Below are 26,828 nucleotides of genomic sequence, written 5' to 3'. Positions count from 1 at the left end.
CGATCCCGTAAACTGCCTTCGGCGGGATGTGGCGCAGCTTGGTAGCGCACTTCGTTCGGGACGAAGGGGCCGCAGGTTCGAATCCTGTCATCCCGATTTCAACTGAGCTCAGCCCTGATCAGCTCAGCTCAGTTCAGCGCCCGGGTAGCCCCTGGGGGTCACCATCACCCCGTCCTGGCGGCGGGAGGTGCTGTTGCCCACCAGCACCAGGCTGAGCATGTCCACCTGCTCCAGGGGCAGCTCCCCGAGGCTGTACAGCTGAACGCTCTCATCGGCCCGACCCAGCTGCCGTGCCAGCACCACCGGGGTTTCGGCGCTGCGTCCCTCCAGCAGCAGCTCCCGGGCCCGGCCCAGCTGCCAGTCGCGACCGAGGGAGCGGGGGTTGTAGAGCGCCACCACGAAATCGCCGCTGGCGGCAGCCCGCAGCCGTTGCTCAATCGTTTCCCAGGGGGTGAGCCGGTCGCTGAGGCTGATGGTGCAGAAATCGTGCATCAACGGGGCACCGGCCCTGGCCGCGGCCACCTGCAGGGCGGAGAGGCCGGGATGCACCGTGAAAGCAGGTCTGGTCCGGGGGGCGCGCTCCAGCCAGAGCTCCAGGGCCAGCCCGGCCATGCCGTAGATGCCGCTGTCACCCGAGGACACCAGCGCCACACTCAGCCCGGCGTCGGCCAGCTCCAGGGCCAGCCGGCAGCGGTCCCGCTCCTGGGTGAGCTGGCCGTCGCGGCGCAGCTGGTCGGGGCGCCGCAGGGGCTCCAGCAGATCCAGGTAGAGGCCATAGCCCACCCAGACGGTGCTCTCGGCCAGGGCGAGGCGGGCGTCAGGGGTTAGCAGGTTGAGCTGGCCCGGGCCGCTGCCCACCAGATGAAGTCGTCCCCGCTGCGGGGCCCACTGCCCGGCCGTCTGGGCCACCGCCAGGGTGGCGGCACCGCGTTCTCCTGGCTGGGCCCGCTCGATGCGCTTCTCCAGCAGCAGCTCCGGCCGCGGGGATGAGGCCAGCAGGGCGGCCGCTTCAGCCACGCTGGCGGTGCCCATCTCCCGAAGCACGGCCTGGGATGGGCTGGGCACCGGTACCTCCGAGAGAGCCTCGGCACTGAATAGCCGCAGCGGCCAGCCATGGCGGCGGGCCAGCTCCAGCAGGGCCGGTTCATCCCCTTTGCGGTCGATGCTCGCCAGCCCGGCGACGGCTTCCGGGGCCAGCTGGGCGTCATCGAGCGCCTGCTCCAGCAAGCGCTCCAGCAGGCTGAGGCTGGTGTCGCGCTCGCAGCCGAGGCCCAGCCAGAGGCTGGGGGGATGCCAGCGACAGCCGGGGCCCTGGCGGGAGCTGATCACCAGCTCCAGCGGCCGATCCACTGCTGTCGAGCCCAGCAGCGGGGCGGCGGCCTCCAGGCCCTGCCAGTCGGGGCAGCCGCTCTCCTGCCGAACAGCGATCCGCTCGCCCCGGGCCGCGGCTTTCATCAGGGCATCCCAGTCGCCCGCTCCCTTGCACCAGCCCCAGGCCAGCCCGAAGTGATCGAGAGCCAGCTGGCCGCCGCCACTGCTGGCGCCCGTGAGCACCGCTTCGCCCCCCAGCAGTGCCGCCACCCGCTGGCTGAGAGGTTCGGCTCCTGCCCCATGCCCTCCCAGCAGGGGAATGGCGAAGCGTCCCTGGGGATCCACCACCACCACCGCCGGGTCCTGCTCCTTGCCCTGCAGCAGTGGAGCCACCAGCCTGGTCACCGCCCCGCAGGCTCCCACCACCACAAAGGCCGACGCCTCACTCCAGTGGCGGCTGAGCAGCTCGGCGGCCCCGACGCCAGGTTCGGGATGGACTCTCAGCAGACCGCCCTGCTCCAGGCGCTCCAGCACGGGGGCCCCGGCCCGGCTCAGGGCCAGTCCCCAACAGATGAAGTCACTCATCTCCCGAACCTGGCACGCAGTCGCTCCAGTGCCGACGGCTTCGCTTCAGGGGACCCACCCGCCTCCCCTGCAGGCGCCAACTCCGGCTCGGCCACCAGCTCCTCGGAGGGCTGATTCGGGGCCAGATCCGGAGGCAGATCTGGGGGCTGGTTGGAGCTCAGAGCTGTGGCCAGATCGGAGAGCTCCTCCAGAGAAATGGACCCCAGCGGTGATGGATCAGAGGCTGGCGACTCGGTGGCTTCGGGCGTCAGCACCTCCTCGCTCAGCTGGGCCGGCTGCCGCAGCTCGACAGACTCGGCTGACTCCATGGGCAGCACCGGCTCGATCAGCACAACCTCTGGCGCCAGGGAGCTGTTGTCTTCAGCCGCTTCAGCTTCGGGAGCCTCCTTGGCGTCAGGCTCAGCCGCAGCCGGCTCCTCAGCGGCCGACTCTTCCAGCACTGGCTCAGAGCCGGGGGCCTCTGTGGATTGGCTCGGCCGCTCGCCCAGCAGGCGCTCCAGGTCTTCGGTGGAGATCGATGGGCTCTGCCAGGGGCGGGGCGCTTCAGGACGCATCTCCAGGTTCTGAACCAGGCTGTTAAAGGGTGGATTCAGCGGTTCCCCCAGCCCGTCGAGCAGCTCCAGCTGCAGGGGGTTGCTGCCGGGGTGAAGACCGGAGAGCCAGAGCGGCTCCTGCCGGTCCACCTGGAAACTGTCGCCGTTGAGGGTGACCCGCAGCCGCCAGAGCGAGCTGTCCCCGGCCAGACGCTGAAGGGGGGCATCGATCAGCAGCCAGTCGATCAGCACGGGCTCGTGGTGGATCAGATCGCCGGGGGTGCTGCTCACCAGCTGGGGAGTGCCCCGGCGGGGTTGGCTGAGGGGATTGGCGGCCAGGCCATGGAGGCGGAGTTGCATTGCGGCGCCGGGATCCTTCACCGCTTCACCCCAGGGCCGGGCTGCATAAACAGTGAGGCGATGGCTGCCTGGCCTGAGCGGCGCCATCGCCACGCTCAGGCGGTTGTCCTGACTTAACGGTGTCCTGGCAGCGTCGGGGCCGAGGCGCAGGGGTTCCTGGTCATCGAGCTGCACCACCAGGTGGGCACCAAGACCGAGAGCGCCGGCATCGGTCAGGGGCCAGTCATCAACGGCCAGCTCCAGCGACCAGGGGGCCTCAGGCAGCACGGCGTCGTCGGCTGGGGAGAGGATGCGCAGGCGGGGATGATGATCCGCCAGGCGCAGGCGCAGGGCCTGGCTGCCCTTGGGTGGGGGCACCTCCCGCAGCCGCCCGGCCAGGGGTGGGCGGCCGCTGGTGGGGGGCGCCACCTGGCGACCGGCAGCGGGCCGCAGACTCCAGCCGCCGCTCAGCAGCACGGCCAGGCAGAGCAGCACCGCCCCCAGGCCCCGAAGCCCCGCCGCCGCCATGCGCACCGCTCCTGATTGATGGAGGTCTTCGGCCCTGGTGCCGGGACCCATGGGGACAGTTTGGCCAGCAGGCCTCGGATCCGTAAATAATGATGCTGAATGTATCCCCAACTCAGCTGGGAATTGGATAAAGAAAGCGCAGCACCGCGCCGCTGATGAGTGATAGGGAGCCTCGGTCAGAGCCCTGTGCCAGACAGGGGTGGCGCCGGATTGAACCTTTGTTACTTACCACCCAAGAGGCTTGAAACTCGCCCTTATACTTCCGCCAGCGGTCCCCTCATCGGGGCCCCAGCTCCAGTGATGGCAGCGGCTTTCGGTCTTTTCCGGAGCCAAGCCGCACTGGTGCCCATGGTTCCAAGGGTCTCGATCCGCGGAACCGTGAGGCCCACCGGCCTGGCCTTCTGGCCCGGTCCGGAGGGGTGGACCTCCACCTCGACTCCGTCCCTCGAGGAACGTCTCGATGACCATCAGCCCACCAGAGCGTGGGAAAACGGCGAAGGCCATGGTCGACCGGAACCCTGTTCCCGTCGACTTCGATGTTCTCGGCAAGCCCGGGCATTTCGATCGCACCCTCGCCAAAGGTCCCAAAACCACCACCTGGGTTTGGAACCTCCACGCCAACGCTCACGATTTCGACAGCCACACGAGCGATCTTGAAGAGGTCTCCCGGAAGATCTTCAGCGCTCACTTCGGCCATTTGGCCGTCATTTTTATCTGGCTGAGCGGCGCCTTCTACCACGGTGCCCGCTTCTCCAACTACACCGGCTGGCTGGCCGACCCCCTGCACGTCAAACCAAGTGCTCAGGTGGTCTGGCCCATTTTCGGCCAGGAAATCCTCAACGCCGATGTGGGTGCCGGCTTCCACGGCATCCAGATCACCTCAGGTCTCTTCCATGTGTGGAGAGCCTGGGGCTTTACCAATGAGTTCCAGCTCCTCTGCACCGCCATCGGTGCTCTTGTGATGGCTGGCCTGATGCTGAATGCCGGCGTCTTCCACTATCACAAGGCAGCTCCCAAGCTCGAGTGGTTCCAGAACGTTGAGTCCATGCTCAACCACCACCTTGCTGGCCTGCTGGGCCTGGGCTCCCTGTCCTGGACCGGGCACCTGCTGCACGTGTCCCTGCCGACCACGGCCTTGATGGATGCCATCGACGCCGGCCAGCCGCTGGTGCTCGACGGCAAGACCATCGCTTCGGTCGCGGACATCCCCCTCCCCCACGAATTCCTGAACCTGGATCTTCTGACCCAGCTGTACCCAGGATTCGGAGCGGGCCTCTCCGCTTTCTTCACCGGCGACTGGGCTGCCTACAGCGATTTCCTTACCTTCAAAGGTGGGCTGAATCCTGTCACCGGCAGCCTCTGGATGACCGACATCGCCCATCACCACCTGGCGATTGCGGTGCTCTTCATCGTTGCTGGCCACCAGTACCGCACCAACTGGGGGATTGGTCACAGCATCAAGGAGATCCTGGAAGGCCAGAAGGGTGATCCCCTGCTGTTCCCGGCTCCTAAGGGTCACGATGGCCTGTTCGAGTTCATGACCACCTCCTGGCATGCCCAGTTGGCCGTGAACCTGGCCCTGCTCGGTTCGCTGAGCATCATCGTGGCGCATCACATGTATGCGATGCCGCCCTACCCCTACATCGGTATCGACTACCCGACGCAGCTGTCGATCTTCACCCACCACATGTGGATCGGCGGTTTCATCATCGTTGGCGCCGGGGCCCATGCAGCCATCGCTCTCATCCGCGATTACGATCCCGCCCTGCATGTGGACAACGTGCTGGATCGGGTGCTCAAAGCCCGTGATGCCCTGATCAGCCACCTCAACTGGGTGTGCATCTTCCTGGGATTCCACAGCTTCGGCCTCTATATACACAACGACACCATGAGTGCCCTGGGTCGTCCCCAGGACATGTTCAGTGACACCGCCATTCAGCTGCAGCCTGTCTTCGCCCAATGGATTCAAGGTCTGCACGCCGCTGCCGCCGGTTCCACCGCACCCAATGCGCTGGCCGGTGTAAGTGAGGTGTTCAACGGTGCCGTCGTCGCCGTCGGCGGCAAGGTGGCTGCCGGTCCGATCCCCCTGGGAACGGCCGACTTCATGGTCCACCACATTCACGCCTTCACGATCCACGTCACTGTGCTGATCCTGCTGAAGGGCGTCCTCTACAGCCGCAGCTCCAGGCTTGTTCCCGACAAGGCGAACCTGGGCTTCCGCTTCCCCTGCGACGGCCCCGGCCGTGGCGGTACCTGCCAGGTGTCGGCTTGGGACCACGTGTTCCTCGGCCTCTTCTGGATGTACAACTCCATCTCGATTGTGATCTTCCACTTCAGCTGGAAGATGCAGAGCGATGTCTGGGGCACCGTGAATGCGGACGGCAGCGTCCAGCACATCACGAACGGGAACTTCGCGCAGAGTGCCATCACCATCAATGGCTGGCTGCGTGATTTCCTCTGGGCTCAGGCCGCACAGGTGATCAACAGCTACGGCTCGTCCTCCAGTGCTTACGGCCTGATGTTCCTCGGCGCCCACTTCATCTGGGCCTTCAGCCTGATGTTCCTCTTCAGTGGCCGCGGCTACTGGCAGGAGCTGATTGAGTCCATCGTCTGGGCTCACAACAAGCTGAAGGTGGCACCCGCCATCCAGCCCCGTGCGCTGAGCATCACCCAGGGCCGTGCCGTTGGCGTAGCCCACTATCTCCTGGGAGGTATCGCTACCACCTGGGCCTTCTTCCTGTCCCGACTCATCGCGGTCGGCTGACCTCACACCTGACCTTTCCCAATGGCAACGAAATTTCCTTCGTTCAGCCAGGGTCTGGCACAGGACCCGACAACCCGCCGTATTTGGTACGGCATCGCCACGGCTCACGACTTCGAGAGCCACGACGGAATGACGGAGGAGAAGCTTTACCAAAAGCTCTTCTCCACCCATTTCGGTCACCTGGCGATCATCGGCCTCTGGGTTTCGGGCAACCTGTTCCATATCGCCTGGCAGGGCAACTTTGAGCAGTGGGTCGCCGATCCGCTGCATGTACGTCCCATCGCTCATGCGATCTGGGATCCGCACTTCGGCCAGGGGGCCATCACCGCCTTCACCCAGGCGGGCGCCACCTCCCCGGTCAACATTGCGTATTCAGGCCTGTACCACTGGTGGTACACGATCGGCATGACAACCAACGCCGAGCTGTATCAGGGTTCCATCTTCATGATGATCCTGTCGGCTTGGGCGCTGTTCGCCGGTTGGCTCCACCTTCAGCCCAAGTTCCGGCCTTCCCTGGCCTGGTTCAAGAACGCTGAATCCCGCCTCAACCATCACCTCGCCGTTCTCTTCGGTTTCAGTTCCATCGCCTGGACCGGTCACCTGGTTCACGTGGCGATTCCTGAATCCCGCGGACAGCACGTCGGTTGGGACAACTTCCTGAACGTGCTGCCTCACCCCGCCGGTCTGGCTCCGTTCTTCACCGGCAACTGGGGCGTTTACGCCGAGAATCCCGACACCGTCAACCAGGTGTTCGGTACCTCCGAGGGTTCCGGTACCGCGATCCTCACCTTCCTGGGCGGCTTCCACCCCCAGACCGAGGCGCTCTGGCTCACCGACATCGCCCACCACCACCTGGCGATTGGCTGCATCTTCGTGATTGCCGGCCACATGTACCGCACCAACTTCGGAATCGGTCACTCGATCCGAGAAATCCTCGAGGCCCACAATCCCCCCAAGGGCACTCCTTTAGGAGGTGCGCTCGGTGCAGGTCACAAAGGTCTCTACGACACGATCAACAACTCCCTGCACTTCCAACTGGGTCTGGCCCTGGCCAGCCTCGGAGTGATCACCAGCTTGGTGGCGCAGCACATGTATGCGCTGCCGTCCTATGCGTTCATCGCCAAGGACTACACAACGCAGGCTGCTCTGTACACCCACCACCAGTACATCGCCATCTTCCTGATGTGCGGTGCCTTCGCCCACGGTGCGATCTTCTTCATCCGTGACTACGACCCCGTAGCCAACGAGAACAATGTTCTGGCTCGGATGCTCGAGCACAAAGAAGCGATCATCAGCCACCTGAGCTGGGTGTCTCTGTTCCTCGGCTTCCACACCCTTGGTCTCTACGTCCACAACGATGTGGTCGTGGCCTTTGGTACTCCCGAGAAGCAGATCCTGATCGAGCCTGTCTTTGCCCAGTTCGTGCAAGCGGCGAGTGGTAAGGCCATCTATGGCTTCGATGTGCTGCTCTCCAACCCGGCTAGTGCCGCCAGCCTGGCTTCAGCCAACATCCCTGGCGAACACTTCTGGTTGGATGCCATCAACGGCAGCTCCGATGTGTTCCTGCAGATCGGCCCCGGTGACTTCCTGGTTCACCACGCCATCGCCCTTGGACTGCACACCACCACCCTGATCCTGGTCAAGGGTGCCCTAGATGCCCGGGGTTCCAAGCTGATGCCCGACAAAAAGGACTTCGGCTATTCCTTCCCCTGCGACGGTCCTGGCCGTGGCGGCACCTGCGACATCTCTGCTTGGGACGCCTTCTACCTGTCGGTTTTCTGGGCTCTGAACACCGTCGGTTGGGTCACCTTCTACTGGCACTGGAAGCACCTCGCCATCTGGCAGGGCAACGTGGCTCAGTTCAACGAATCCAGCACCTATCTGATGGGCTGGTTCCGCGATTACCTCTGGCTGAACAGCTCCCAGCTGATCAACGGTTACAACCCGTTCGGCTCGAACAATCTGGCCGTCTGGGCCTGGATGTTCCTGTTCGGTCACCTGGTGTGGGCCACCGGTTTCATGTTCCTCATCTCCTGGCGCGGTTACTGGCAGGAGCTGATTGAAACCATCGTTTGGGCGCATCAGCGCACACCGCTCGCCAACCTGGTTGGCTGGCGCGACAAGCCCGTGGCTCTCTCGATCGTCCAGGCCCGTGTGGTTGGTCTGGCTCACTTCACGGTGGGCTACATCCTCACGTACGGGGCCTTCCTGATCGCCTCCACATCAGGCAAGTTCGGCTGATCCCCGAGGATCAGCCACCTCGAGGGACGCACCTCCGACACCACCCCCGGTTCCCTCCGGGGGTTTTTCATGCCGCGATTCTGATGATGAGCGAGGCCTTGAATGGCGAATCCGAATGCCTTCTGCCAGCTGAGGCTGAGGTGAGCTTTCAGCGGCGGGACGTGCTGTTCAGAGGCTCCGCTTCGTTGCCGGGGATGGCTTCGGGGCGATGGGGCCACCAGCGCCGACCTTCGAGCAGCTTCACTTCGAGATAGACCACCGGCACCACGAACAAGGTGAGCAGCGTGGCCACAAGTTGCCCGTAGAAGAGCACCGTGCTGATGCTGGTCATGCTGGCCCGCCCAGCGGCTCCGCTTCCACCGGCCAGCAGGAGCGGGAGGATGCTGGCCAGCGAGGCCAGGGCGGTAAGCAGGATCGGCCGCAGACGGCTCAGGGCTGCCTCCTCCACCGAGTCCCGCAGGCCGTGCCCCTCCGCCATCCTCTGATTGGCGAACTCGACGATAAGGATGGCATTCTTGGCGGCCAGGCTGACCAGTACGAGCATTCCCATCTGTGCGTAGATGTCGAGAAAGAGGCCGCGGCTGGCTAGCCCAACCATCGCTCCGACCAGAGCAAGGGGGACCGTGACCAGAATGATCAGGGGATCGATGAAATTCTCGTATAAGGCCGCCAGCACCAGGAACATCACGCCGATACCGAAGCCGAACACCAGCCATGTTTGCCCGCCCGACTGCTGTTCCTCGCGGGCTAGCCCCACCCACTCGAGATCGGTGACCGGGTTGGCTCGCTGCTGATGGACCTTCTCCAGCAGGGCGATGGCCTGGCCCGTGCTCACTCCCGTTCTCGGCACGGCCTGTACTGTGATTGCTCTCCGTAGCCTGCTGCGGTTGATCGCTGTAGGGCCGCTGGCCTGTTCCAGTTGCGCTATTTCCCGCAGTGGTATCAGCAAGCCACTGGAGCTGCGAATCGGAAAAGCCAGCACGTCCTGGGCCGTGCTGCGATCGGCACCGTCGAGCTGCACGATCACCCGGCGCACTCGGTCGCTCTCGAAGCTGTCGTTGACATACCTGCTGCCGAAGCTGGCCCCCAAGCTGGAGACAACTGTTTGCAGATCAACTCCAAGGGAGGCCATCCGCAGTCGGTCGGGCTGCAGGCGTAGCAAGGGTGAATCCGCGCTGAAACGGGTGCTCACCCTTTCGAACTTATCCGTGGCGTTGGCGGCCGCGATGAAGTCACGCACCTCGCGCTCAAAGTCAGCCAGGCTCAATCGGCCGTCGCTGATGTCCAGGAGCTCGAGCTCCAGTCCTCCTTCACCGCTGAAGCCGCGCACCGTCGGCGGAACGCTCACCTGCACCGTCGCCTCCGGAATGCGTTCTTTCAGAACTCGTCCGAGCCTGCGGGCCACAGCCTCGTTGCTGTGGTCGGTTCCTCTCCCACGTTCCTCCAATGGCTTGAGGCGGAGGAAGAAGGAGCCCCGGTTTGCGCCGCTGTCACCGAAGGAGCGACCGGCATTGAACGTTCCCACACGAACGTCAGGCTCCTGCTTCGTGAGTCGCCGCACCCGCTCCAAGACAGCTTCGGTGCTTTGCAAGGAGGCACCGCCTGGAAGCAGCACCACACCGCGCACCTGACCGTCGTCCTCCTGGGGGATGAAACCGGTGGGCAACTGTCCCAGCCCCCAGACCGCCAGGATCAGCCCCGCCGCCATCCCCATCAGCAGCAGCCGGCGCCAGCGGAAACAGCGTTCCAAAGCTCCGCCATAGAGGCGACTCAGACTGTCGAACAAGCGCTGAGGATGCGCGAGCATCCTCAGCAACCAGCGGGGCTCTTTCCACCCGTGAGCCAGCAACCAGCTGGCCGCTACGGGTGTAAACGTGAGCGCATTGATTGTTGAGAACAGGATCGCGGCGCTGATCGTGATGGCGATGGGCTGGTAGAGCCGCCCCACGCTGCCTGGCATCACCAGCACCGGCAGGAACACCACCACCAGTACCAGCGAGGTGGCGATCACCGCACCCCCCAGTTCCTTCATGGCGTTGCGGGCAGCCAGCAGCGGCGTTTCCCCCAGTTCCAGTCGCCGACCGATGTCCTCGCTCACCACAATGGCGTCGTCCACCAAGATCCCCGTGGCCAGCACCATTCCGAACAGTGTGAGCGTGTTGATCGAGCTCCCGGTGATCCTGAGGATCGTGAGGCTGCCGATCAGTGAAACAGGTACCGCCACGGCTGTGACGACGGCTAATCGTGTGTTGCCCAGGGAGAGCAGCAGTACCAGCAGTACCAAAGCCACAGCCTCTCGCAAGCTCGCCCAGGTGAGGTCGATGCTGTCGCGAACGCTGTCAGCCACATCCACGATCTGCTGCAGAGCGATGCCTGGAGGAAAGCTGGCTTCCAGTTCGGTGAGGGCGGCGTTCACTGAGCGGCTCACTTCCAGCGCGTTGCTGCCGTCCCGCTGGAAGATCTGCATCACCACAGTGGGGTTACCCTCCAAATTCCGGGCGGAGTTGTCAAACGTCTCGGCGTCAAGGGTGGCGCGCCCCACATCTTTGAGTTGGATGACACCACCCTCACTGGTTCTGCTCACCACTAGCCCTTCCAGCTCGCTGACGCTGCGCAGCCGGCCTTCCATCTCGAGTGGCAGGGTGATCTGCTGGCCGGGTGGGCTGGGGGCATCCCCCACTTGGCCAAGGGCAGCCAGCACGTTCTGCTCGGCCAAGGCGCGCTCTACGTCGCCAATGGTGAGCTGGCGCTGCTCCAGCGCCTGCGGGTCGAGCCACAGACGGAAAGCCAGTTCGCCGCCCCCGGCGATTGTGATGTTGCCGACACCCTGCACCCGCTGGAGGCTGTCACGCAACTGCTGATCCACCCAGCCGCTCAGGAAGGATGGGGCATAGACGCCTTGCGGTGCGCTGAATCCAAGAACCATCAACAGGTCGTCGGAGCTCCTGCGCACTTGCACTCCCAGTCGCGACACCTGAGGCGGCAGCTGTCGGTTGGCCAGGGTGGCCTCGTTTTGGGTGTTGATCTGGTTGAGCTCTGGATTCCCCCCTTCGAACGTGAGCGTGATCGAGCTGCCGTTCGCGGTACTGCTGGAGCGGATGCTCTCGAGGCGCTCCAGGCCGTTCAGCTGGCGCTCCAATGGGATGGTGACCCCCTGCTCCACAGCGGTGGCTCCGCCGCCGGGATAACTGGCGCGGACGTTCACGCGGATCGGAGCGATCGGGGGCAGGTTCTCTACTTGTAACCCCGGCAGACTGATCAGGCCGGCCATCACGATCAGCAGGCTCACCACCAGGGTGAGCACCGGCCGCCGCAGGAAGGGATCAGAGACTGACATCGAAACGGCTGCTCAGGGCACGAAGGAAGAGTCTGCCCGCCCTGCCACTGGCGCTGAGCCCCCTGGCACGCTCAGCGGGGATCCCCGGCCATGAAAAAGCCCCGCGTTAGCGGGGCCTGGTGCAACGCTGAGGCTGCTCTTGCCGGATGCTGAGATCAGCTCGGTGCGGTGTGCGGCTCAGCCGCCGCTCCAGCCGCCACCGACGAGGTCGACCAGGGGGGAAACCAGAGCCGTGCTGGCCAGGAACCAGGCAAAGGCGGCGCCACCGCAGCCACCCAGCCAGAATCCGCTGGCGAATTCGGCCCAGCCGGCCTTGGTGAACAGATCAGCGGGGGGATTGTCGATCGTTGCGTCGGGGGGCTGCACGTTGGGGCCGGTGCCGGCGGTGCCGTAGATCGACAGGCAGATCGTCAGGATTGTCACCAGGCCGATCGTGGCCAGCAGGCCAGCGGTGGTGGCGTACTCCGTGTGCCGCAGGGGGCCGGTGAGGGCGAAGGGTCCGTAGAGGAAGAACCCGTGGGCCATTCCCACTTCCAGGCCGCGGCGGTTGGGGGACAGCTCCGGGCGATAAGCGGGCAAAGCGTTCAGGAACGATTTGGTGAAGTAGCTGCTGTTAATGGGGGTGGCGAGATTGCCGACGGTGGGGTCGGCCACGGGATGCACGGTCATGGGCGGGCTCGTGGTGGAAACGAAAGGCAGAAGAACGGGCGAGGCGCTCAGTCGCGCGCTTCGATCACGTTGAACAGCAGGGCCATGGCCACGGCAGGGCCGAGGATCCCCACCACGGGGACCAACAACGAGGGCAGCCAGGCGGCAGCGAATTCTCCAGTCATGGCGAGGGCCAATACAGCAACCGCCGATACTGTAAAGATCACTGCAGGGCAGGCTTTGTCGGCCTGCCGTTGCGACATAAAAGTTCAATCCGATGCAGCAGGCCCTCCCCGCCGCCGCGGTGCTCCTGCTGCTGTTCTGGCTGCTGCGGCGCCGCAGCACTCCGCGTCCCTCCCTCGATGGCGCCAGGGCCATCGCCGCGATCAACCGGGCCCAGCTTGAGCGGGTCGTTCGACCAGTCGCGTCAGCTGCAGCAACCGTTCCAGCGGGCTCAGCCGCTCCTGAGGCGGCTGGGGTCATCCCCTGGCCGGCAGACCCTGAGCCCTGCGGGCGTCTGGATCCGCACCGGCGCCAACGGCTGCTCGCCGACCTTCGCGCCGCCGCAGCCGGCCGTGAGGACGAGCGGCTGGCTGCTCTGGCCGCCTGCCTGGCCTGGGGCGATCGGGCCAGCCTGCCCCTGCTCAGGCGCGCTCGCTTCGATCCCGACCCCCGCGTGGCCGCCTTGGCGGCCGAGGGGATCGCGGCCTTTCGAGGACGAACGACCCTGCGGGCGGCCTCTCCTCAGCCCGCTGGGCTGCCGCGCAACGTGGTGCGCACCCGGTAGATGGGTCGGCCCTGGCTCTCGTGATACGTGCGCATCTGCAGCTCCGCCAGCAGCCCGAAGCAGAACAGCTGGATGCCAGCCACGATCGCCAGCACTGCCACCATCAGTAGGGGGCGGGTGCCCACGTCGGCATTGAAGAGAATCTTCTCGCCCAACAGGATCAGGCTCAGCACCAGGCCGATCGCCAGGCAGGCCAGGCCTCCGAAGCCGAACACGTGCATCGGCCGGGTGAGGAAGCGCTTCATGAACCAGACCGTGAGCAGATCCATCAGCACCCGGAAAGTGCGATCGATGCCGTATTTGCTCTCTCCGAACCGCCGGGGGTGGTGATTCACCTTCACCTCGGTGATGCGAGCTCCTTCGATGAAGGCCAGCGCCGGCAGGAAGCGGTGCAGCTCGCCGTAGAGGTTCATGTCCGCCACCACCTCGCGGCGGTAGGCCTTGAGGGAGCAGCCGTAATCGTGCAGGCGCACCCCGGTGACCCGGGCGATCAGGCGATTGGCGATCTTGGAGGGAAGCAGTCGCTTGATGGCCGCATCCTGGCGCTGGTGACGCCAGCCGCTCACCAGGTCGTAGCCCTGCTCAAGCCGGTCCAGCAGCAGGGGAATGTCGGCGGGATCGTTCTGGAGGTCGCCATCGAGGGTGACGATCACGGCCCCGTGGCTGGCATCGAAACCGGCGGCCATCGCCGCGGTCTGGCCGTAGTTGCGCCGCAGCAGCACCGCCACCAGCTCTGGTGTCACTGCAGCCAGCTCCCCCAGTCGGGCGGTGGTGTCGTCGCTGGAGCCATCGTCCACCAGCACCAGTTCGAAGCGGCGGCCCAGGGGCCTGAGGCTGGCGAGCACCTGCTCCACCAGCGGACCGACGCTCTCCTCCTCGTTGAACAGGGGAATCACGACCGAGAGCTCTGGGCCGTGCGACGCGGTCATGGCGGCGGGGCTTCATCGATGCTGCAACCTACGGGAGCCCGGGCTCGGGCCCGGCTGGCGCCGTCAGGGCAGGGTTGTTCCGTCATGGCAGCGCTGCACCCGTCCGGCGCCGCGCAGTTCACCGCGGTAGTGGCATGACACGGGGTGGTCGGCCTCGGGGCTGAGCTGGTCGATGCCGAGGCCATCACGGCCATGCTCCCGGCCGGAGCTGTGCAGGTAGCGGCCGCCGCCCAGGTACAGCCCCACATGGCTGCAACGCTGGGGGCGACCGAAGAAGATCAGATCCCCCGGCCGCAGCAGCGCAAAAACCCCCGGCCGCACCGCCACCGGCTGACAGAAGCGCTCCTGCTGGTAGGCGTCACGGGGGATCCAGATCCCGGCGCTGGCGAAGGCGCTCTGTACAAAGCCCGAGCAGTCGTAGTCGGGGCCGAGGCTGCCGCCCCAGAGGTAATGGTTGGGCTGCTGCCGGGCCCGCTCGCCAAAGGCCAGCACCTGCGGCAGGAGCGTGTGGATGTGGCTCGCCCCCACGGGCAGGGGCCGGCTGGGCGGGGCGGGAATGGCCCGCTCCAGCAGGTCGCTGATCTCCAGCCAGCAGGGGTAGCCATCCTCCAGCAGGCGGACCCGCAGCCGGCTGCCCTGGCGCTGGTCGAGCAGTTGCAGCCCGCGGCCACGGCGGGCCTGGGTGGCCAGCCCCGGGCCGCTGGAGCGGGCGTGGCCGTTGATGTCGGCGATCAGGCGACAGCAGCGGCCCGGCGCCAGCCCATCGGCGCTCATCCCGCTTCCTACGCTCTCCATGGCAAAAGGGCGATACCGATGGCGTTCTACAGCCCCGATGTGGCGATGGGAGCGATGCTCGAGGATCAGCTTCGGGCCCTGGAGCTCCAGGGGCGCCCCGGCCTTGGCTCCCAGGTCTCGGTCACCTGGTTGCGTTACCCCCGCAGCCTGATCGGCGCGGCAGAGGCCAGTGAATCGCCCAGGGATTGGCCGGAGCCAGTGGCGGGTGCCTCCTGGGCCGGCTCCAGGCCCCGCTATCCGGCCAGTGTGGTCAAGCTGTTTTATCTGGCGGCCACTGAAGCCTGGCTGCAGCGCCAGTTGCTCGAAGACGGCGCCGAGCTGCGCCGGGCGATGGCCGACATGATCCGCGACTCCAGCAACGACGCCACCGCCGTGCTGGTGGACTGGCTCACGGGCACCACCAGTGGCCCCGACCTGCCCGAGCGACCGCTGCGGGCCTGGATCGAGGGCCGTCAATTGGTGAACCAGTGGTATGCCGCCCTGGGCTGGAGCGAGTTCGAGGGCTGCAACGTCTGCCAGAAGACCTGGGGGGATGGCCCCTACGGACGGGAGCGGCAGTTCTACGGACCAAAGCTGGAGAACCGCAACCGGCTCAGCACCGATGCCACCGCCCGGTTGCTGCACGAGATCATGGCCGGCGCTCTGGTGTCGCCGCCCGCCTGTGCCCGCATGCGCGAGCTGCTGAGACGCTCCCTCGATTCCGATCTGCGGGCGGCGGATCCGGAGAACCAGGTGGATGGGTTCATCGGCGCTGGCCTGCCTGCCCCGGCCCGGTTATGGAGCAAGGCCGGCTGGATGAGCCAGGCTCGCCATGACGCGGCCTATGTGGAGATCCCAGACCGTGCGCCCTTCCTGCTGGTGATCTTCAGCGAGGGGGCCGAGCGTGCCGCTGATGAGCAACTGCTGCCCGAGCTGAGCCGCCGGCTCAGCTCGGGCAGTGAGGCGAGCTGAGGAGCCGCGCTCTGGAGCCAGGGTCTTGGAACGGAGAGGGAGGGATTCGAACCCTCGACAGAAGTTGCCTCCTGTAACTCCTTAGCAGGGAGCCGCTTTCAACCACTCAGCCACCTCTCCAGGGGGCCAAATGAGCTTATCAGCGATCGTGCTCCCCTTCTCCGAGGCGAAGGCGGGGCAGACGGTGCTTAAAGCCGCAGAGGATTTCCCAGGGGATGGTGCCACTGGCCTGGGCCCAGTCCTGGGGGCCGATGCGCTCACCGCCGTCGTGGCCCAGCAGCGTGACCACCGAGCCCACCTCCAGCTCGGGAGCGTCGGTGGCATCGACCAGGAACTGATCCATCGTGATCGCCCCCACCTGGGCCAGCCGGCGCCCGGCGAAGAGCACCTCCAGCTGGTTGCTGAGCAGTCTGGGCACTCCATCGGCATAGCCGATCGTGACCACCGCCAACCGACTCGGGCGCCGGGTGGTGTAGTGGTGGCCGTAGCTCACCCCCACCCCGGCCGGCACCTCGCGGATCAGGCAGACCCTCGCCCGCACGCTCATGGCGGGCCGCAACGGCACCGTCTGGCTGAGGTGTTCGGCGGGCGCCTGGCCGTAGAGCGCCAGGCCCACCCGCACCAGGTCGTAATGGAGCTGCTGGCAGCGCAGGGTGCCGGCGGAATTGGCGAGATGGCGCACGCCGGTGGCCAGCCCCAGCTCGCCGGCGCCGCGCAGCACACTCTCGAAACGCTCCTGCTGCAGAGCGGTCAGGCCGCCGCCCCCTGGGTCGGGAGCGTCGGCATTGGCCAGGTGGGAGTAGATCCCCGCCAGCGTCACCGCATCAAGGCCCAGCAGCGCCTGCAGCAGCCTCACCCCATCACCCCAGTCCACCCCCAGCCTGGCCATGCCGGTGTCGAGTTTGAGGTGCAGGGCCATGGAGCGGCCGCTGCCACTGGCTAGGTTCTGGCAGAGCAGGGCCTCGCGCATGCCGCTGATGGTGGGCATGAGCTCCCATTCCAGGCAGCTGCGCAGTTCATCCGGCTGGATCAGGTTCCCCATCACCAGCACCGGCGCCACCAGGCCCGCCTGACGCAACTCGATGCCTTCCTGCAGGGTGGCGACCCCCAGGGAGGTGGCGCCGCCAGCGATGGCGGCGCGAGCCACCGGGGCGGCGCCGTGGCCGTAGCCATCGGCCTTGACCACCGCCATCAGCGACGAGTCCGGAGCCAGCCAGCGGCCCAGGGCCCTGGCGTTGTGCTCGATGGCGGCCTCATCCACCTCGACCCAGGCCCGCTGGCGCGGATGCAGACCGGGTGCGGCCAACCGCTGGGGATCCTCAACAGAGCGTTGGGGGATGGGCTGGGGCATCGGTGCCATTTCAGGCGGGCATCGCGGTTGGGGCACTCTGATGTGAACCGTGAGTCCAATCTCATGCCTGATGGTTCAGACCCATTAGCATGGCGGCCATCTGGGGATCTGGCACCCCTTTCGTGGACCATGCGCCGTGAGCCAGGTTCTGGTCCTGAATGCGTCCTATGAGCCTCTGAACATCACCAGCTGGCGTCGGGCCACGGTGATGCTGCTCAAGGGCAAGGCCGAGGGTCTTGAGCACGACCCAAAGCACCCCATCCGTGGCGAGATGCTGCTGCCGTCGGTGATCCGCCTGCGCCAGTTCGTGCGTGTGCCCTTCAAGCAGCTGCCTCTGACCCGCCGGAACGTGTTCCAGCGCGACAGCCACAGCTGCCAGTACTGCGGCTATCAGGGGGAGCAACTCTCGATCGACCACGTGATCCCCCGTAGCCGCGGCGGGACCGACACCTGGGAGAACGTCACCACCGCCTGCCTGCGCTGCAATGTGCGCAAGGGCAGCAGCACCCCCCGGGAAGCGGCCATGCCCCTGGCCCGGGTGCCGCGACGGCCGGTGAGCACCCTCTACTTCGAGGCCACCCGCCACATCCGCTCCGGTCGTCAGGAGTGGGCCAAGTACGTGATCGGGGCCTAGGGCCTCGGCCTAGGACACACCCTCGGCCACCAACTGCTCCATCAGGGCCCTCTGTTCCGCCGCCACGCAGGCGCCGATCACTTCGGCGAGCTGACCCTGCAGCACCGGCTCCAGGGCGAAGTTGCGCCCCAGCCGGTGGTCGGTGACCCGGTTGTCCTTGGCGTTGTAGGTGCGGATCTTCTCGCTGCGCTCGCCGCTGCCCACCTGGGCACGGCGGGCGGAACTCTCGGCGGCGGCGGCCTCCGCCAGCTGCCGCTCCAGCAGCTTGGCCCGCAGGATTTCCAGGGCCCGCTCCCGGTTCTGCAGCTGCGAGCGTTCCTGGGTGCAGAACACCCGGATGCCCGTTGGTTTGTGCAGCAGATCCACCGCCGTTTCCACCTTGTTGACGTTCTGACCACCGGCGCCGCCGGAGCGGGCCGTGCTGATGTCGAGATCAGCGGGATCGAGTTGGACCTCCACCGGATCGGCCTCGGGCATCACCGCCACCGTGGCGGTGGAGGTGTGCACCCGCCCCTGGGACTCGGTGGCGGGCACCCGCTGGATCCGGTGCACGCCGGCCTCGTACTTGAGCTGGCTGTAGACGCCATCGCCGCGGATCGCCAGGATCAACTCCTTGAAGCCGCCCAGGTCGGATTCCGAGGCGCTCAGGGGCTGCACGCTCCAGCCCACGCTCTGGGCGAAGCGTTCGTACATCCGGGCCAGATCGCCTGCCCAGAGAGCTGCTTCATCGCCGCCGGTACCGGCGCGAATCTCCAGCATCACGCTGCGTTCATCGCGGGGATCACTGGGGAGCAGGGCGAGGGTGAGTTGCTGCTCAAGCGCGTCAATCTGGCCCGAAAGCTGCCTGAGTTCCTCCTGGATCAGGGCCTCCATCTCCAGATCCCCCTTGCTCTGGCGAGCCAGTTGCTGGGCGTCCTGCCGCTGCCGCTCCAGGTTCTGCCAGTGGCTGAGCCCCGTGGACAACGGCTCCAGCCGGGAGCGCTCCTTGGAGAGGCGGCGCAATGTGCTGGGGTCGGCCGCCACAGAGGGATCGGCCAGCTGCCGTTCGAGCATGTGGAACGTGCGATCGGCGGCTTCGAGGCGCTCACGCAGCAGGGCTGGATCCATGGGGGCGGAAGAGCAGACAGCACAAAGCCGGACACCCGTGGGCGTCCGGCCTGAGGAGCAAAGCAGAGGAGATCAGGCCTGAGCCTGGACCTCGGAGCTGGGCTCTTCGCTGCTGGCCTCAGCGCTGGGCTTGGTGGTGGCACTGTCGGCCGTTCCCATGCTGCCCATGCCGTACTTGCGCATGAAGCGATCCACACGCCCCTCGGTGTCGAGGATCTTCTGGGTACCGGTGTAGAAGGGGTGGTTGCCACTCCACACGTCCACGTGGAGTTCGGGGTGGGTGGAGCCGGTGGTCATCACCACCTCTCCGTTGCAAATCACCTTGGCTTCGGGATACCAGGTGGGATGGATGTCGGCCTTGGGCATGGCTGGAATGGGCTGAATAGGAAGGGGAAGGATCAGCGCTTGGAGAACTGAGGCGCTTTACGGGCTTTCTTGAGGCCGTACTTGCGACGTTCCTTGGCCCGGGGATCACGGCTGAGGTGGCCTTCGGTCTTGAGCGGCTTGCGGTTGTCCGGCGACAGCTCACAGAGGGCGCGGGCAGCACCCTGCTTGATGGCATCCGCCTGACCGGTGAGACCGCCGCCTTTGACGTTCACCAGCAGGTCGTACTCGGCGGAGAGCCCCAGGGTGTCGAGGGGTGCCTTCACCGCGCTCAGATAGCTGGGGTTGTAGTTGAGGTAGTTATCGCCGGGGCGGCCATTGATGGTGATCGAGCCGGTGCCGGGAACGACACGCACACGGGCGACGGCCGTTTTACGGCGACCTGTTCCCCAGTAGACGACGCGGTTGGAAGCTGTGCTCATTGTGCGGAGGCGGAAGGATCGAGTGCCAGAACCTGGGGCTGCTGGGCGGTGTGGGGATGCTCGGCACCCTTGTACACCTTCAGCTTGCGGAACAACTGACGGCCGAGGGCGTTGTGGGGAAGCATGCCTTTGATCGCCTTCTCGACGATCCGCTCGGGCAGGCGAGCCTGCAGGGCCTCGAAGGTTTCCGTCTTCATGCCACCGGGCCGGCCGGAGTGACGGCGGTAGATCTTCTGGCTGGCCTTGTTGCCGCTGATGCGGATCTTGTCGGCGTTGATGATGACCACGAAGTCACCGGTGTCCAGATGGGGCGTGAAGGTGGGCTTGTTCTTGCCCCGCAGCACACTGGCCACCTCGCTGGCCAGGCGGCCGAGGGTCTGATTCTCGGCGTCTACCAGAAACCACTGGCGGTCGAGGGAATCGAGGGAGGGAACGGAGGTCTTGTTCATCGCACCGGCGGGCCGGATCGGAGTAAGGCACCATCCCGGAGGATGGGGCTGGACATGGGGCGGAGAGCCGCGTCGTTGGGAGACCCCAATGGCACGGCGCGCAATCCCTGAGCCTAACCCTTGACCCATGGGCCCGTTTCGGACTCATGACTGGATGGAAGATCCAGAGGGGAAGGCGCCCTGAAGCTGGTGGACAGCGCAGGCGGGCTCAGGGAAGGGCGCTCAGGCGAGTCCTGGCATTCCAGCCAGTGCTGCGGTTGGCCATCGTACCAGGCAGACAGCGGGAAAGGAGACGAGGGATAGCCCACCCGCAGCAGGCAGAGGCCATGGGCCGGGGCTGCTTCCTTTACCTCCGAGCGGGCCCGCTGGCGCCAGCGCCGCTCAAAGCCGGCCCGGCTCAGCTGGCCCTCCCCCACTGCCACCAGCTGACCCATGATCAGGCGCACCATGCCATAGAGAAAGCCGCTGGCCTGGATTTCGGCCACCACCAGGTCGCCGTGGCGCTCCAGGCTCACCGCCTGCACGGTGGTGCGTGCATGGGGGCGACGGCTGCCGGCCCGCTGGAAGGCGCTGAAATCATGGAAGCCCAGCAATCCGCGCAGGGACGCCGCCATGGCGCGCTCATCAAGGCGCCGCCGGTAGCGGTGCCAGCTCCAGGGGGCGAGAAACAGATTGGGTCTGCGGCCGTTGTAAAGCGTGTAGCGGTAGCGGCGGTAGCTGGCGGAGAAGCAGGCGTGCCAGCTGGAGGGCACAGCGGCAGCGGCCCTGACCCGGATCGAGGCCGGCAGGTGGCCATTAAGGGCAGCTGCCCAGCGCTGGACTGGAATCGGCCCGCTGGCCTCGAAATGCACCACCTGACCCGCCGCGTGGACCCCGCTGTCGGTGCGACCGGCGGCCAGGGCCTTGGTGGGGCGGTAGGGATCGAGCCTGGCCAGGGCCTGCTCAAGGGTCTCTTGCACGCTGGCCTGGTGGGGCTGGCGCTGCCAACCACAAAATGAAGAACCCTCGTACTGCAGGCAGAGGGCGATCCGTTGGATCGATCTCTGCCTGCAGTACGAGGGCAAGATGGGGTTGGCGTTGGGCGTCAGACCAGCTCGATGATGGCCATCTCGGCGTTGTCACCGCGACGGGGGACGGTGCGGATGATCCGGGTGTAACCGCCGTTGCGCTCGCCGTAGCGCTCCTGGGCTTTGTCGAACAGCGAGTGCACAAGCTGCTTGTCGAAGATGTAGCCGATGGCCCGACGGCGGGCGGCCAGGGTGCCCTCCTTGGCGAGGGTGATCATCCGCTCGGCCTCGTTGCGCAGGGCCTTGGCGCGGGTTTTGGTGGTGGTGACTCGGCCTTCGCGGATCAACTGGGTGGTGAGTCCACGCAGGAGAGCCTTGCGTTGGTCGGCGGGTAGTCCGAGCAGGGGGACGCGGCACTGGTGTCGCATGGTTCCGGGGGATGGCAGGGGAAAGGTTGGGAAACGGTGCCGCTCAGGCGGTGGTGCGGCTCTGGGGCAGGGAGATGCCGATGCGCTCCAGCGCTTCAATCACCTCATCCGCTGATTTGGAGCCGAAGTTCTTGATCTCAAGGAGATCTTCGTAGCTGAAGCCCATCAGGTCGGAGACCGAATTGACCTGAGCCCGCTTCAGGCAGTTGTAGGCCCGAACCGAGAGGTTCAGCTCTTCCAGGGGAATCTGGCTCTCAGCCGAGGGCTCGGGTTCCAGGCCCGGCTCCTCGACCATGGTCAGAGTGGCCAGGGGCTGGAACAGCTGAATTAGCTGATTGGCGGCCTGGGCCATGGCGTCGTCGGGCGTGATAGAGCCGCTGGTGACGATCTCCAGGCGCAGGCGCTCACGGGCTGAACCGCCTTCACCGACGGCCGTTTCATCGACGGTGTAGTTGACCCGGCGCACGGGCATGAACACCGCATCGATCTGGAGTAGATCGATGGCGCTGGTGTCTTCGTGGTGGCGGTTCACCGGCCGGTAGCCGACGCCCTTCTCCACATGGACCTCCAGCTCCAGCGAGTGACCTTCGGCCACGGTGGCGATCGGGCGATCGAAATCGATCACCTGCACCTGGGACGAGAACTGCAGGTCGGCAGCGGTCACGCTGGCGGGACCATTGACGATCAGCCGGCCGATCTCCAGGTCGCGGTTGCGGCTGTTGACGACCACTTCCTTGCAGTTCAGCAAGATGTCGAGGACGTCTTCGCGCACACCGGGGATGGTGGCGTATTCATGGTTGACACCGGAGATGCGCACCGCGGTGATGGCGCTGCCCTCCATGCCGCCCATCAGCACGCGCCGCAGGGCGTTGCCGAGGGTGATGGCCTGACCGCGGTCCAGGGGCCCGATCACGAACACACCGGTCTGGGAGCGGTCGTCAGCGATGTGATGCTCGACCCGATCGATCTGATACTGATGCACGGCCTGAAGGTGGTGAGGAGGAACGCCGAAAAGCGGCTGGAAACGAAGGCTCAGACCCGGCGGCGCTTGGAGCGGCGGCAACCGTTGTGGGGCAGAGGGGTGACATCGCGGATCAGAGTGATCTCGAGGCCGGCTACCTGCAGGGCCCGGATGGCGGTTTCACGCCCGGAGCCCGGGCCGCGCACCAGCACCTCGATCTGACGCATCCCCTGGTCCAGGGCCCTGCGGCCGGCGGCTTCAGCAGCGGTCTGGGCGGCGAAGGGGGTGCCCTTGCGAGCTCCCTTGAAGCCGCTGGCGCCGGCCGAGGACCAGGAGATCACCTCACCGGCTGTGTCGGTGATCGACACGATGGTGTTGTTGAAGGTGCTCTGGATGTGTGCCACACCGTTGGGCACATTGCGCTTGGTTTTTTTTGCGCCGGTTTTCTTGGCTGGCTTCGCCATGGACGGGGGCCTGGTGGGGTGATGGGGTGGGGGGACTGAGTGGCGGAGCCGATCTCAGGCGGACGGATTACTTCTTCTTGCCGGCCACGGTCTTGCGGGCGCCGCGGCGGGTACGGGCGTTGGTGCGAGTGCGTTGACCGCGCACGGGCAGCCCCATGCGGTGGCGACGACCACGGAGGCAGCCGATGTCCTGAAGGCGCTTGAGGGCCATGCCCTCCTGCCGGCGCAGGTCACCTTCGAGGGTGAAGCTTTCAGCCGCCGCCCGCAGTTTCTGGACATCCCCGTCGTCGAGATCCTTGACGCGGATGTCGGGGTTGACGCCTGCCTTGGCCAGGATCTTCTGGGCACGGTTAAGCCCAACCCCGTAGACGTAAGTGAGAGAAATCTCAACCCTCTTGTCGCGAGGGATATCGACACCGGCAATCCGAGCCACGAAAAAAACAATTCAGTTGGGCAGAGGGAGCCCGGCCATCAAGGGCAGGGCGGCGCGCCCCGAAAGGCGCTGGGGGAGCTGGAACGCGGAGCTGATCAGCCCTGGCGTTGTTTGTGCTTGGGGTTGGTGCAGATCACCATCACCCGGCCGTGGCGACGAATCACCCGGCACTTTTCGCACATCTTCTTGACTGAGGCACGCACCTTCATGGGCGGTGGCACTCCATTTTGCAAACAGCTACATTATCACAGTGGTTGACCCACCAACTGACTCACCCTGCCTGCAACCACCTCCACGGCCCCTTCGGCCTCCACCTCCCGGATCAGTCCCAGCTGGCGGTACAAGGCGATCAGAGGTGCCGTCTGCTCGCGATAGACCTCGAGGCGATTGCGGATCACCTCTTCGTTGTCGTCGTCCCGTCCGCGGCTCAGCAGCCGCTGCAGCAGGATGCCGTCGTCGAGGTGCAGAAGCACCACGTGCTCGATCGGCTGCTGGAGCTCCTCAAGCAGCTGGCTGAGGGCTTTGGCCTGGGCCAGGTTGCGGGGGAAGCCATCCAGCAACCAGCCGCCGTCGTGGTTGAGCAGGCGCGCTCTCACGATCGCCAGCACCAGGGCATCACTCACCAGCTCGCCCCGGGTCATTACAGCCTGGGCTTCAGCCCCCAGCTCCGTGCCCGCCTGCACTTCGGCCCGCAACAGCTCGCCGGTGGAGAGGTGGAGCAGATTGCGCTCAGCGGCCAGCAGCTGGGCCTGGGTGCCCTTGCCGGCTCCTGGGGGACCGAGGAAAAGAAGGCGGTCGGACATGGCGGGATGGGGTGACTGGGATGGGGGTCGGTGGCTGTGGTTCGCTGCGGATCATTCCCGCACCATGCCCTCATAGCGCTGGGAGATCACGTAGGTCTGCACCTGCTTGGCGGTGTCAATGGCGACCCCCACCAGGATCAGTAGGGAGGTGGCCCCCAAACCCTGGAAGGTGCGCACCTGGGTGGCGCCCTCCACGGCAGAGGGAATGATCGCCACCGCTCCGAGGAAGAGACCCCCCAGCAGGGTGAGCCGGTTCTGCACACCGCTGAGGTATTGGGCAGTGGCGGAGCCAGGCCTAACACCGGGAATGGCGACTCCCCCGCGCTTGAGGTTGGTGGCCACGTCGATCGGATTGATCGTCAGGGACGCGTAGAACAGCGAAAAGCCGCAGATCAGTCCGAAGAAGATCAGGGCATAGAGCCAGGGTGTGCTGCTGTTGGGGTTGAGGTAGCCGGCCAGCTGGATCAACCAGGGGACCCTGGTGATGTTGGCGATCGTGAGGGGGAGGAAGATCACCGCCGAAGCGAAGATGATCGGCATCACGCCGCCGGCGTTGAGCTTGAGCGGAAGGTAGCTCTGGCGGCTGGTGAGGCTGGCCTGACCCACCTGGCGCTTGGCGCTGACGATCGGAATCCGCCGGCTGCCCTCCTGCAAGAAGATGATGCCCACGATGGTCACCAGAAAGATCAGCACCAGCACCACGATCCCGCCGATGGTGGCCCGATCGCCGCTTTCAGCCAGCTTCACGGTGGAGCCGAGGGCCCTGGGCAGGGTGGCGACGATGTTCACAAAGATCACCAGAGAGGCCCCCTGACCGATGCCGCGTTCGGTGATCACCTCGCTGATCCACATCACCACCATCGACCCGGTGACCAGCGCCAGGGTGGTCTGGATCACGAACACCGGCACCGGAATACCGGGAAGGGCGTACTGGCGCAGGATCAGCGCAAAAACGGTGCTTTGCAGCAGTCCCCAGCCCAGGGCCACGTAACGGGTGATCTGGGCGATCTTGCGTCGACCGGCTTCCCCCTCGTTCTTCTGCAAGTCTTCGAGCTGGGGCAGGGCCGCGGTGAGCAGCTGCAGGATGATCGAGGCGTTGATGAACGGCAGAATCCCGAGGGCGAACACCCCCAGGGTGGAGATGCCACCGCCGGTGAAGATGTCGAGGAAGCCGATCAGCTGGCCGCCCTGTTGGATGAACTGCTGGAAGGCCACCCGGTCGATGCCCGGCATGGGGATGTAGATCCCCAATCGCACAAGCAACAGCAGCCCCAGGGTGGTGAGGACCCGATCCCTCAGTCCCTTGGACTGAACCACCTGGGTGATGATTTCCGCGGCACTGGGGTTACGGCCCCGGCTGACGAGCATGGCGAGAAGGGACGAGGGACGGGCTGGCGGAGCACGGGCAGCGACGGCAAAGCCGCCTGCTCATCCGATCAACGGCGGCAGACGGCTGGTGGCCTGTCAGACCCCTGACGGATCAGGGGTCTGACCTGGACCGATCAGTGGATCAGCTCACAGGTGCCACCGGCCGCCTCGATCTTGGCGCGGGCCGAGGCGGTAAAGGCGGCCGCTTCGACCTTGAGCTTCACGCTCAGTTCACCGTTGCCGAGGATCTTCAGTGGGTACTTGGGGCTTGTGACCAGGCCGGCGTCCACCAGGGAATCCATGGTGACGGTGCTGCCTGATTCCAGCTGCGCCAGTTTGCCCACGTTGAGCACCGAGAAGTGCTTGGGATTCACCAGCGTAAAGTGCTTAAGCTTGGGCAGCCGGCGATAGAGGGGCATCTGGCCACCCTCGAAGCCGGGGCGAGTGGGACGGCCTGAGCGGGACTTCTGGCCGCGCATGCCGAAACCGCAGCTGGCGCCCTGGCCGGCGGCGATGCCGCGACCTTTGCGCAGCTTGCGGCGGCGGGCACCGGTCTGGGGGGTGAGGGTGCTGAGTGAGAGGGTCATGGGGCTCAGGAGTAAATCTGCTCGAGGGAGATGCCCCGTTCCTTGGCCGTCTCTTTGTGGGTGCGCAGAGACTGGAGCGCCTGGATGGTGGCGCGGGCGTTGTTGAGGGGGGTCTTGCTGCCGAGGCGCTTGGCCAGCACGTTCTTGATTCCGGCCAGCTCAAGCACCGTGCGGATTGAGCCGCCCGCGATCACACCGGTACCGGGGGCCGCCGGGCGCATCAGGATGCTGGCGGCACCGTCGACACCCCGGCCGTCGGTGGGGATCGAGCTGGTGCGGGTCAGGGGAACCTTGACCAGGTGCTTCTTGCCATCGGCCACGCCCTTGCGCACGGCGCCGATCACATCACCAGCCTTGCCAACGCCCACACCGACCTGGCCGCGCTCGTTGCCGACCACGACGATGGCGCGGAAGCTCATCTTCTTACCGCCTTTGACGGTTTTGGAGACGCGGCGGATCTGAACCACCCGCTCCTGCCATTCGGAGTCGCGCTCCTGGCCGCGACGGTTGTCGCCGCGACGTCCGCCGCCGGCACCGCCACCGCGGCGATCACCGCCGCCGCCGCCGCCACGGTTTCCGCCGCCGCCACCGCGGCGCTCCTGCTGGCCCACCGCGGCCCCACGCACCCCCACCGCCGCGGAGGGCACCTCGCTGGATCTGGTATGTTCGTTGGTTTAGGTCA

Annotated in this window: 27 protein-coding genes and 2 tRNA genes; 6 read left to right on the top strand and 23 right to left on the bottom strand. The window is 65.9% G+C overall.

Annotated features, from left to right (window positions below; genetic code table 11):
• Positions 1–22: 22 nt before the first annotated feature.
• Positions 23–96, top strand: a tRNA-Pro gene (locus tag KBY67_RS09010).
• A gap of 27 nt (positions 97–123) precedes the next feature.
• Here KBY67_RS09010 and cobJ read toward each other — a convergent pair.
• Both cobJ and KBY67_RS09000 read right to left on the bottom strand, forming a co-directional pair.
• Entirely contained in the window at positions 124–1,896 is a 1,773-nt protein-coding gene (gene cobJ, locus KBY67_RS09005; RefSeq protein ID WP_255110698.1) for a precorrin-3B C(17)-methyltransferase, read from the bottom strand.
• Positions 1,893–3,347 (bottom strand): hypothetical protein, encoded by a 1,455-nt coding sequence (locus KBY67_RS09000; protein ID WP_255110697.1) that lies wholly within the window; start codon positions 3,345–3,347, stop codon positions 1,893–1,895. The genes cobJ and KBY67_RS09000 overlap by 4 nt, the downstream gene beginning before the upstream one ends.
• A 409-nt stretch (positions 3,348–3,756) precedes the next feature.
• On the opposite strand from KBY67_RS09000, the gene psaA reads away from it, so the two are divergent.
• Both psaA and psaB read left to right on the top strand, forming a co-directional pair.
• Entirely contained in the window at positions 3,757–6,060 is a 2,304-nt protein-coding gene (gene psaA / locus KBY67_RS08995) for a photosystem I core protein PsaA (protein WP_255110696.1), read from the top strand.
• A gap of 21 nt (positions 6,061–6,081) precedes the next feature.
• Positions 6,082–8,301 carry a photosystem I core protein PsaB gene (gene psaB, locus KBY67_RS08990; RefSeq protein ID WP_255110695.1) on the top strand — a complete coding sequence of 740 codons (2,220 nt, stop codon included), beginning with the start codon at positions 6,082–6,084 and terminating at the stop codon, positions 8,299–8,301.
• Between the two features lie 148 nt (positions 8,302–8,449).
• On the opposite strand, the gene KBY67_RS08985 is transcribed toward psaB, so the two are convergent.
• The 3 genes from KBY67_RS08985 to KBY67_RS08975 all read right to left on the bottom strand — a co-directional run bounded on the left by KBY67_RS08985 (position 8,450) and on the right by KBY67_RS08975 (position 12,471).
• Positions 8,450–11,638, bottom strand: a complete 3,189-nt coding sequence (locus KBY67_RS08985) for an efflux RND transporter permease subunit (protein WP_255110694.1) — start codon at positions 11,636–11,638, stop codon at positions 8,450–8,452.
• Positions 11,639–11,815: 177 nt separating this feature from the next.
• Positions 11,816–12,307 carry a photosystem I reaction center subunit XI gene (locus KBY67_RS08980; RefSeq protein ID WP_255110693.1) on the bottom strand — a complete coding sequence of 164 codons (492 nt, stop codon included), beginning with the start codon at positions 12,305–12,307 and terminating at the stop codon, positions 11,816–11,818.
• A 47-nt stretch (positions 12,308–12,354) separates the two neighbouring features.
• Complete coding sequence (locus tag KBY67_RS08975) at positions 12,355–12,471, bottom strand: photosystem I reaction center subunit VIII (protein ID WP_255102910.1); 117 nt, start codon at positions 12,469–12,471, stop codon at positions 12,355–12,357.
• A gap of 92 nt (positions 12,472–12,563) precedes the next feature.
• On the opposite strand from KBY67_RS08975, the gene KBY67_RS08970 reads away from it, so the two are divergent.
• Positions 12,564–13,073, top strand: coding sequence for a HEAT repeat domain-containing protein (locus tag KBY67_RS08970; RefSeq protein ID WP_255110692.1), 510 nt, complete (start codon positions 12,564–12,566; stop codon positions 13,071–13,073).
• Here the strand turns inward: KBY67_RS08970 and KBY67_RS08965 are convergent.
• Together KBY67_RS08965 and KBY67_RS08960 are read right to left on the bottom strand one after the other, a co-directional pair.
• The gene (locus KBY67_RS08965; RefSeq protein ID WP_255110691.1) at positions 13,031–14,002 is read right to left on the bottom strand and encodes a glycosyltransferase family 2 protein; all 972 of its coding nucleotides are present in this window, start codon (positions 14,000–14,002) and stop codon (positions 13,031–13,033) included. The genes KBY67_RS08970 and KBY67_RS08965 overlap by 43 nt on opposite strands.
• A gap of 63 nt (positions 14,003–14,065) precedes the next feature.
• On the bottom strand, positions 14,066–14,797 hold the full coding sequence (locus tag KBY67_RS08960; protein WP_255110690.1) for a C40 family peptidase: 732 nt from the start codon (positions 14,795–14,797) through the stop codon (positions 14,066–14,068).
• A gap of 18 nt (positions 14,798–14,815) precedes the next feature.
• Between KBY67_RS08960 and KBY67_RS08955 the strand changes: the two genes are divergently transcribed.
• The gene (locus tag KBY67_RS08955) at positions 14,816–15,748 is read left to right on the top strand and encodes a serine hydrolase (RefSeq protein ID WP_255110689.1); all 933 of its coding nucleotides are present in this window, start codon (positions 14,816–14,818) and stop codon (positions 15,746–15,748) included.
• A gap of 31 nt (positions 15,749–15,779) precedes the next feature.
• On the opposite strand, the gene KBY67_RS08950 is transcribed toward KBY67_RS08955, so the two are convergent.
• Positions 15,780–15,868, bottom strand: a tRNA-Ser gene (locus KBY67_RS08950).
• Positions 15,869–15,887: 19 nt separating this feature from the next.
• The gene (alr, locus tag KBY67_RS08945; protein ID WP_255110688.1) at positions 15,888–17,099 is read right to left on the bottom strand and encodes an alanine racemase; all 1,212 of its coding nucleotides are present in this window, start codon (positions 17,097–17,099) and stop codon (positions 15,888–15,890) included.
• 136 nt (positions 17,100–17,235) lie between these two features.
• Here alr and KBY67_RS08940 point away from each other — a divergent pair, with 136 nt between their 5' ends.
• Positions 17,236–17,733 (top strand): HNH endonuclease, encoded by a 498-nt coding sequence (locus KBY67_RS08940; protein ID WP_255110687.1) that lies wholly within the window; start codon positions 17,236–17,238, stop codon positions 17,731–17,733.
• Positions 17,734–17,742: 9 nt separating this feature from the next.
• Here KBY67_RS08940 and prfA read toward each other — a convergent pair whose 3' ends face one another.
• The 14 genes from prfA to rpsE form a co-directional block, all read right to left on the bottom strand.
• Entirely contained in the window at positions 17,743–18,840 is a 1,098-nt protein-coding gene (gene prfA, locus KBY67_RS08935; protein ID WP_255110686.1) for a peptide chain release factor 1, read from the bottom strand.
• 72 nt (positions 18,841–18,912) lie between these two features.
• Positions 18,913–19,206 carry a 50S ribosomal protein L31 gene (gene rpmE, locus KBY67_RS08930; RefSeq protein WP_255110685.1) on the bottom strand — a complete coding sequence of 98 codons (294 nt, stop codon included), beginning with the start codon at positions 19,204–19,206 and terminating at the stop codon, positions 18,913–18,915.
• A 32-nt stretch (positions 19,207–19,238) separates the two neighbouring features.
• Positions 19,239–19,646 (bottom strand): 30S ribosomal protein S9, encoded by a 408-nt coding sequence (gene rpsI, locus KBY67_RS08925; RefSeq protein ID WP_006173329.1) that lies wholly within the window; start codon positions 19,644–19,646, stop codon positions 19,239–19,241.
• Positions 19,643–20,095, bottom strand: coding sequence for a 50S ribosomal protein L13 (rplM, locus tag KBY67_RS08920; protein ID WP_255110684.1), 453 nt, complete (start codon positions 20,093–20,095; stop codon positions 19,643–19,645). The genes rpsI and rplM overlap by 4 nt, the downstream gene beginning before the upstream one ends.
• Before the next feature lie 113 nt (positions 20,096–20,208).
• Positions 20,209–21,183 (bottom strand): tRNA pseudouridine(38-40) synthase TruA, encoded by a 975-nt coding sequence (gene truA / locus KBY67_RS08915; protein WP_399214217.1) that lies wholly within the window; start codon positions 21,181–21,183, stop codon positions 20,209–20,211.
• Positions 21,180–21,530, bottom strand: coding sequence for a 50S ribosomal protein L17 (gene rplQ / locus KBY67_RS08910; RefSeq protein ID WP_255110683.1), 351 nt, complete (start codon positions 21,528–21,530; stop codon positions 21,180–21,182). The genes truA and rplQ overlap by 4 nt, the downstream gene beginning before the upstream one ends.
• A 43-nt stretch (positions 21,531–21,573) precedes the next feature.
• The gene (locus tag KBY67_RS08905; RefSeq protein ID WP_255110682.1) at positions 21,574–22,512 is read right to left on the bottom strand and encodes a DNA-directed RNA polymerase subunit alpha; all 939 of its coding nucleotides are present in this window, start codon (positions 22,510–22,512) and stop codon (positions 21,574–21,576) included.
• 50 nt (positions 22,513–22,562) lie between these two features.
• Entirely contained in the window at positions 22,563–22,955 is a 393-nt protein-coding gene (gene rpsK, locus KBY67_RS08900; protein ID WP_255110681.1) for a 30S ribosomal protein S11, read from the bottom strand.
• Positions 22,956–23,022: 67 nt separating this feature from the next.
• Positions 23,023–23,388, bottom strand: coding sequence for a 30S ribosomal protein S13 (gene rpsM, locus KBY67_RS08895; protein WP_255110680.1), 366 nt, complete (start codon positions 23,386–23,388; stop codon positions 23,023–23,025).
• Positions 23,389–23,483: 95 nt separating this feature from the next.
• Complete coding sequence (rpmJ, locus tag KBY67_RS08890; RefSeq protein WP_007100636.1) at positions 23,484–23,597, bottom strand: 50S ribosomal protein L36; 114 nt, start codon at positions 23,595–23,597, stop codon at positions 23,484–23,486.
• A gap of 36 nt (positions 23,598–23,633) precedes the next feature.
• Positions 23,634–24,191, bottom strand: coding sequence for an adenylate kinase (locus KBY67_RS08885; RefSeq protein ID WP_255110679.1), 558 nt, complete (start codon positions 24,189–24,191; stop codon positions 23,634–23,636).
• 51 nt (positions 24,192–24,242) lie between these two features.
• Positions 24,243–25,559, bottom strand: a complete 1,317-nt coding sequence (gene secY, locus KBY67_RS08880) for a preprotein translocase subunit SecY (RefSeq protein ID WP_255110678.1) — start codon at positions 25,557–25,559, stop codon at positions 24,243–24,245.
• Positions 25,560–25,693: 134 nt separating this feature from the next.
• Positions 25,694–26,146 (bottom strand): 50S ribosomal protein L15, encoded by a 453-nt coding sequence (rplO, locus tag KBY67_RS08875; protein WP_255110677.1) that lies wholly within the window; start codon positions 26,144–26,146, stop codon positions 25,694–25,696.
• 5 nt (positions 26,147–26,151) lie between these two features.
• A complete protein-coding gene (rpsE, locus tag KBY67_RS08870; RefSeq protein ID WP_255110676.1) occupies positions 26,152–26,793 on the bottom strand; it encodes a 30S ribosomal protein S5 in 642 nt (213 codons plus the stop codon).
• Between the last annotated feature and the right edge of the window lie 35 nt (positions 26,794–26,828).

It is taken from the genome of Synechococcus sp. RedBA-s (genome assembly GCF_024345495.1).
Classification (GTDB): domain Bacteria; phylum Cyanobacteriota; class Cyanobacteriia; order PCC-6307; family Cyanobiaceae; genus Regnicoccus_A.
This window is presented reverse-complemented; position numbering and strand designations above follow the sequence as displayed.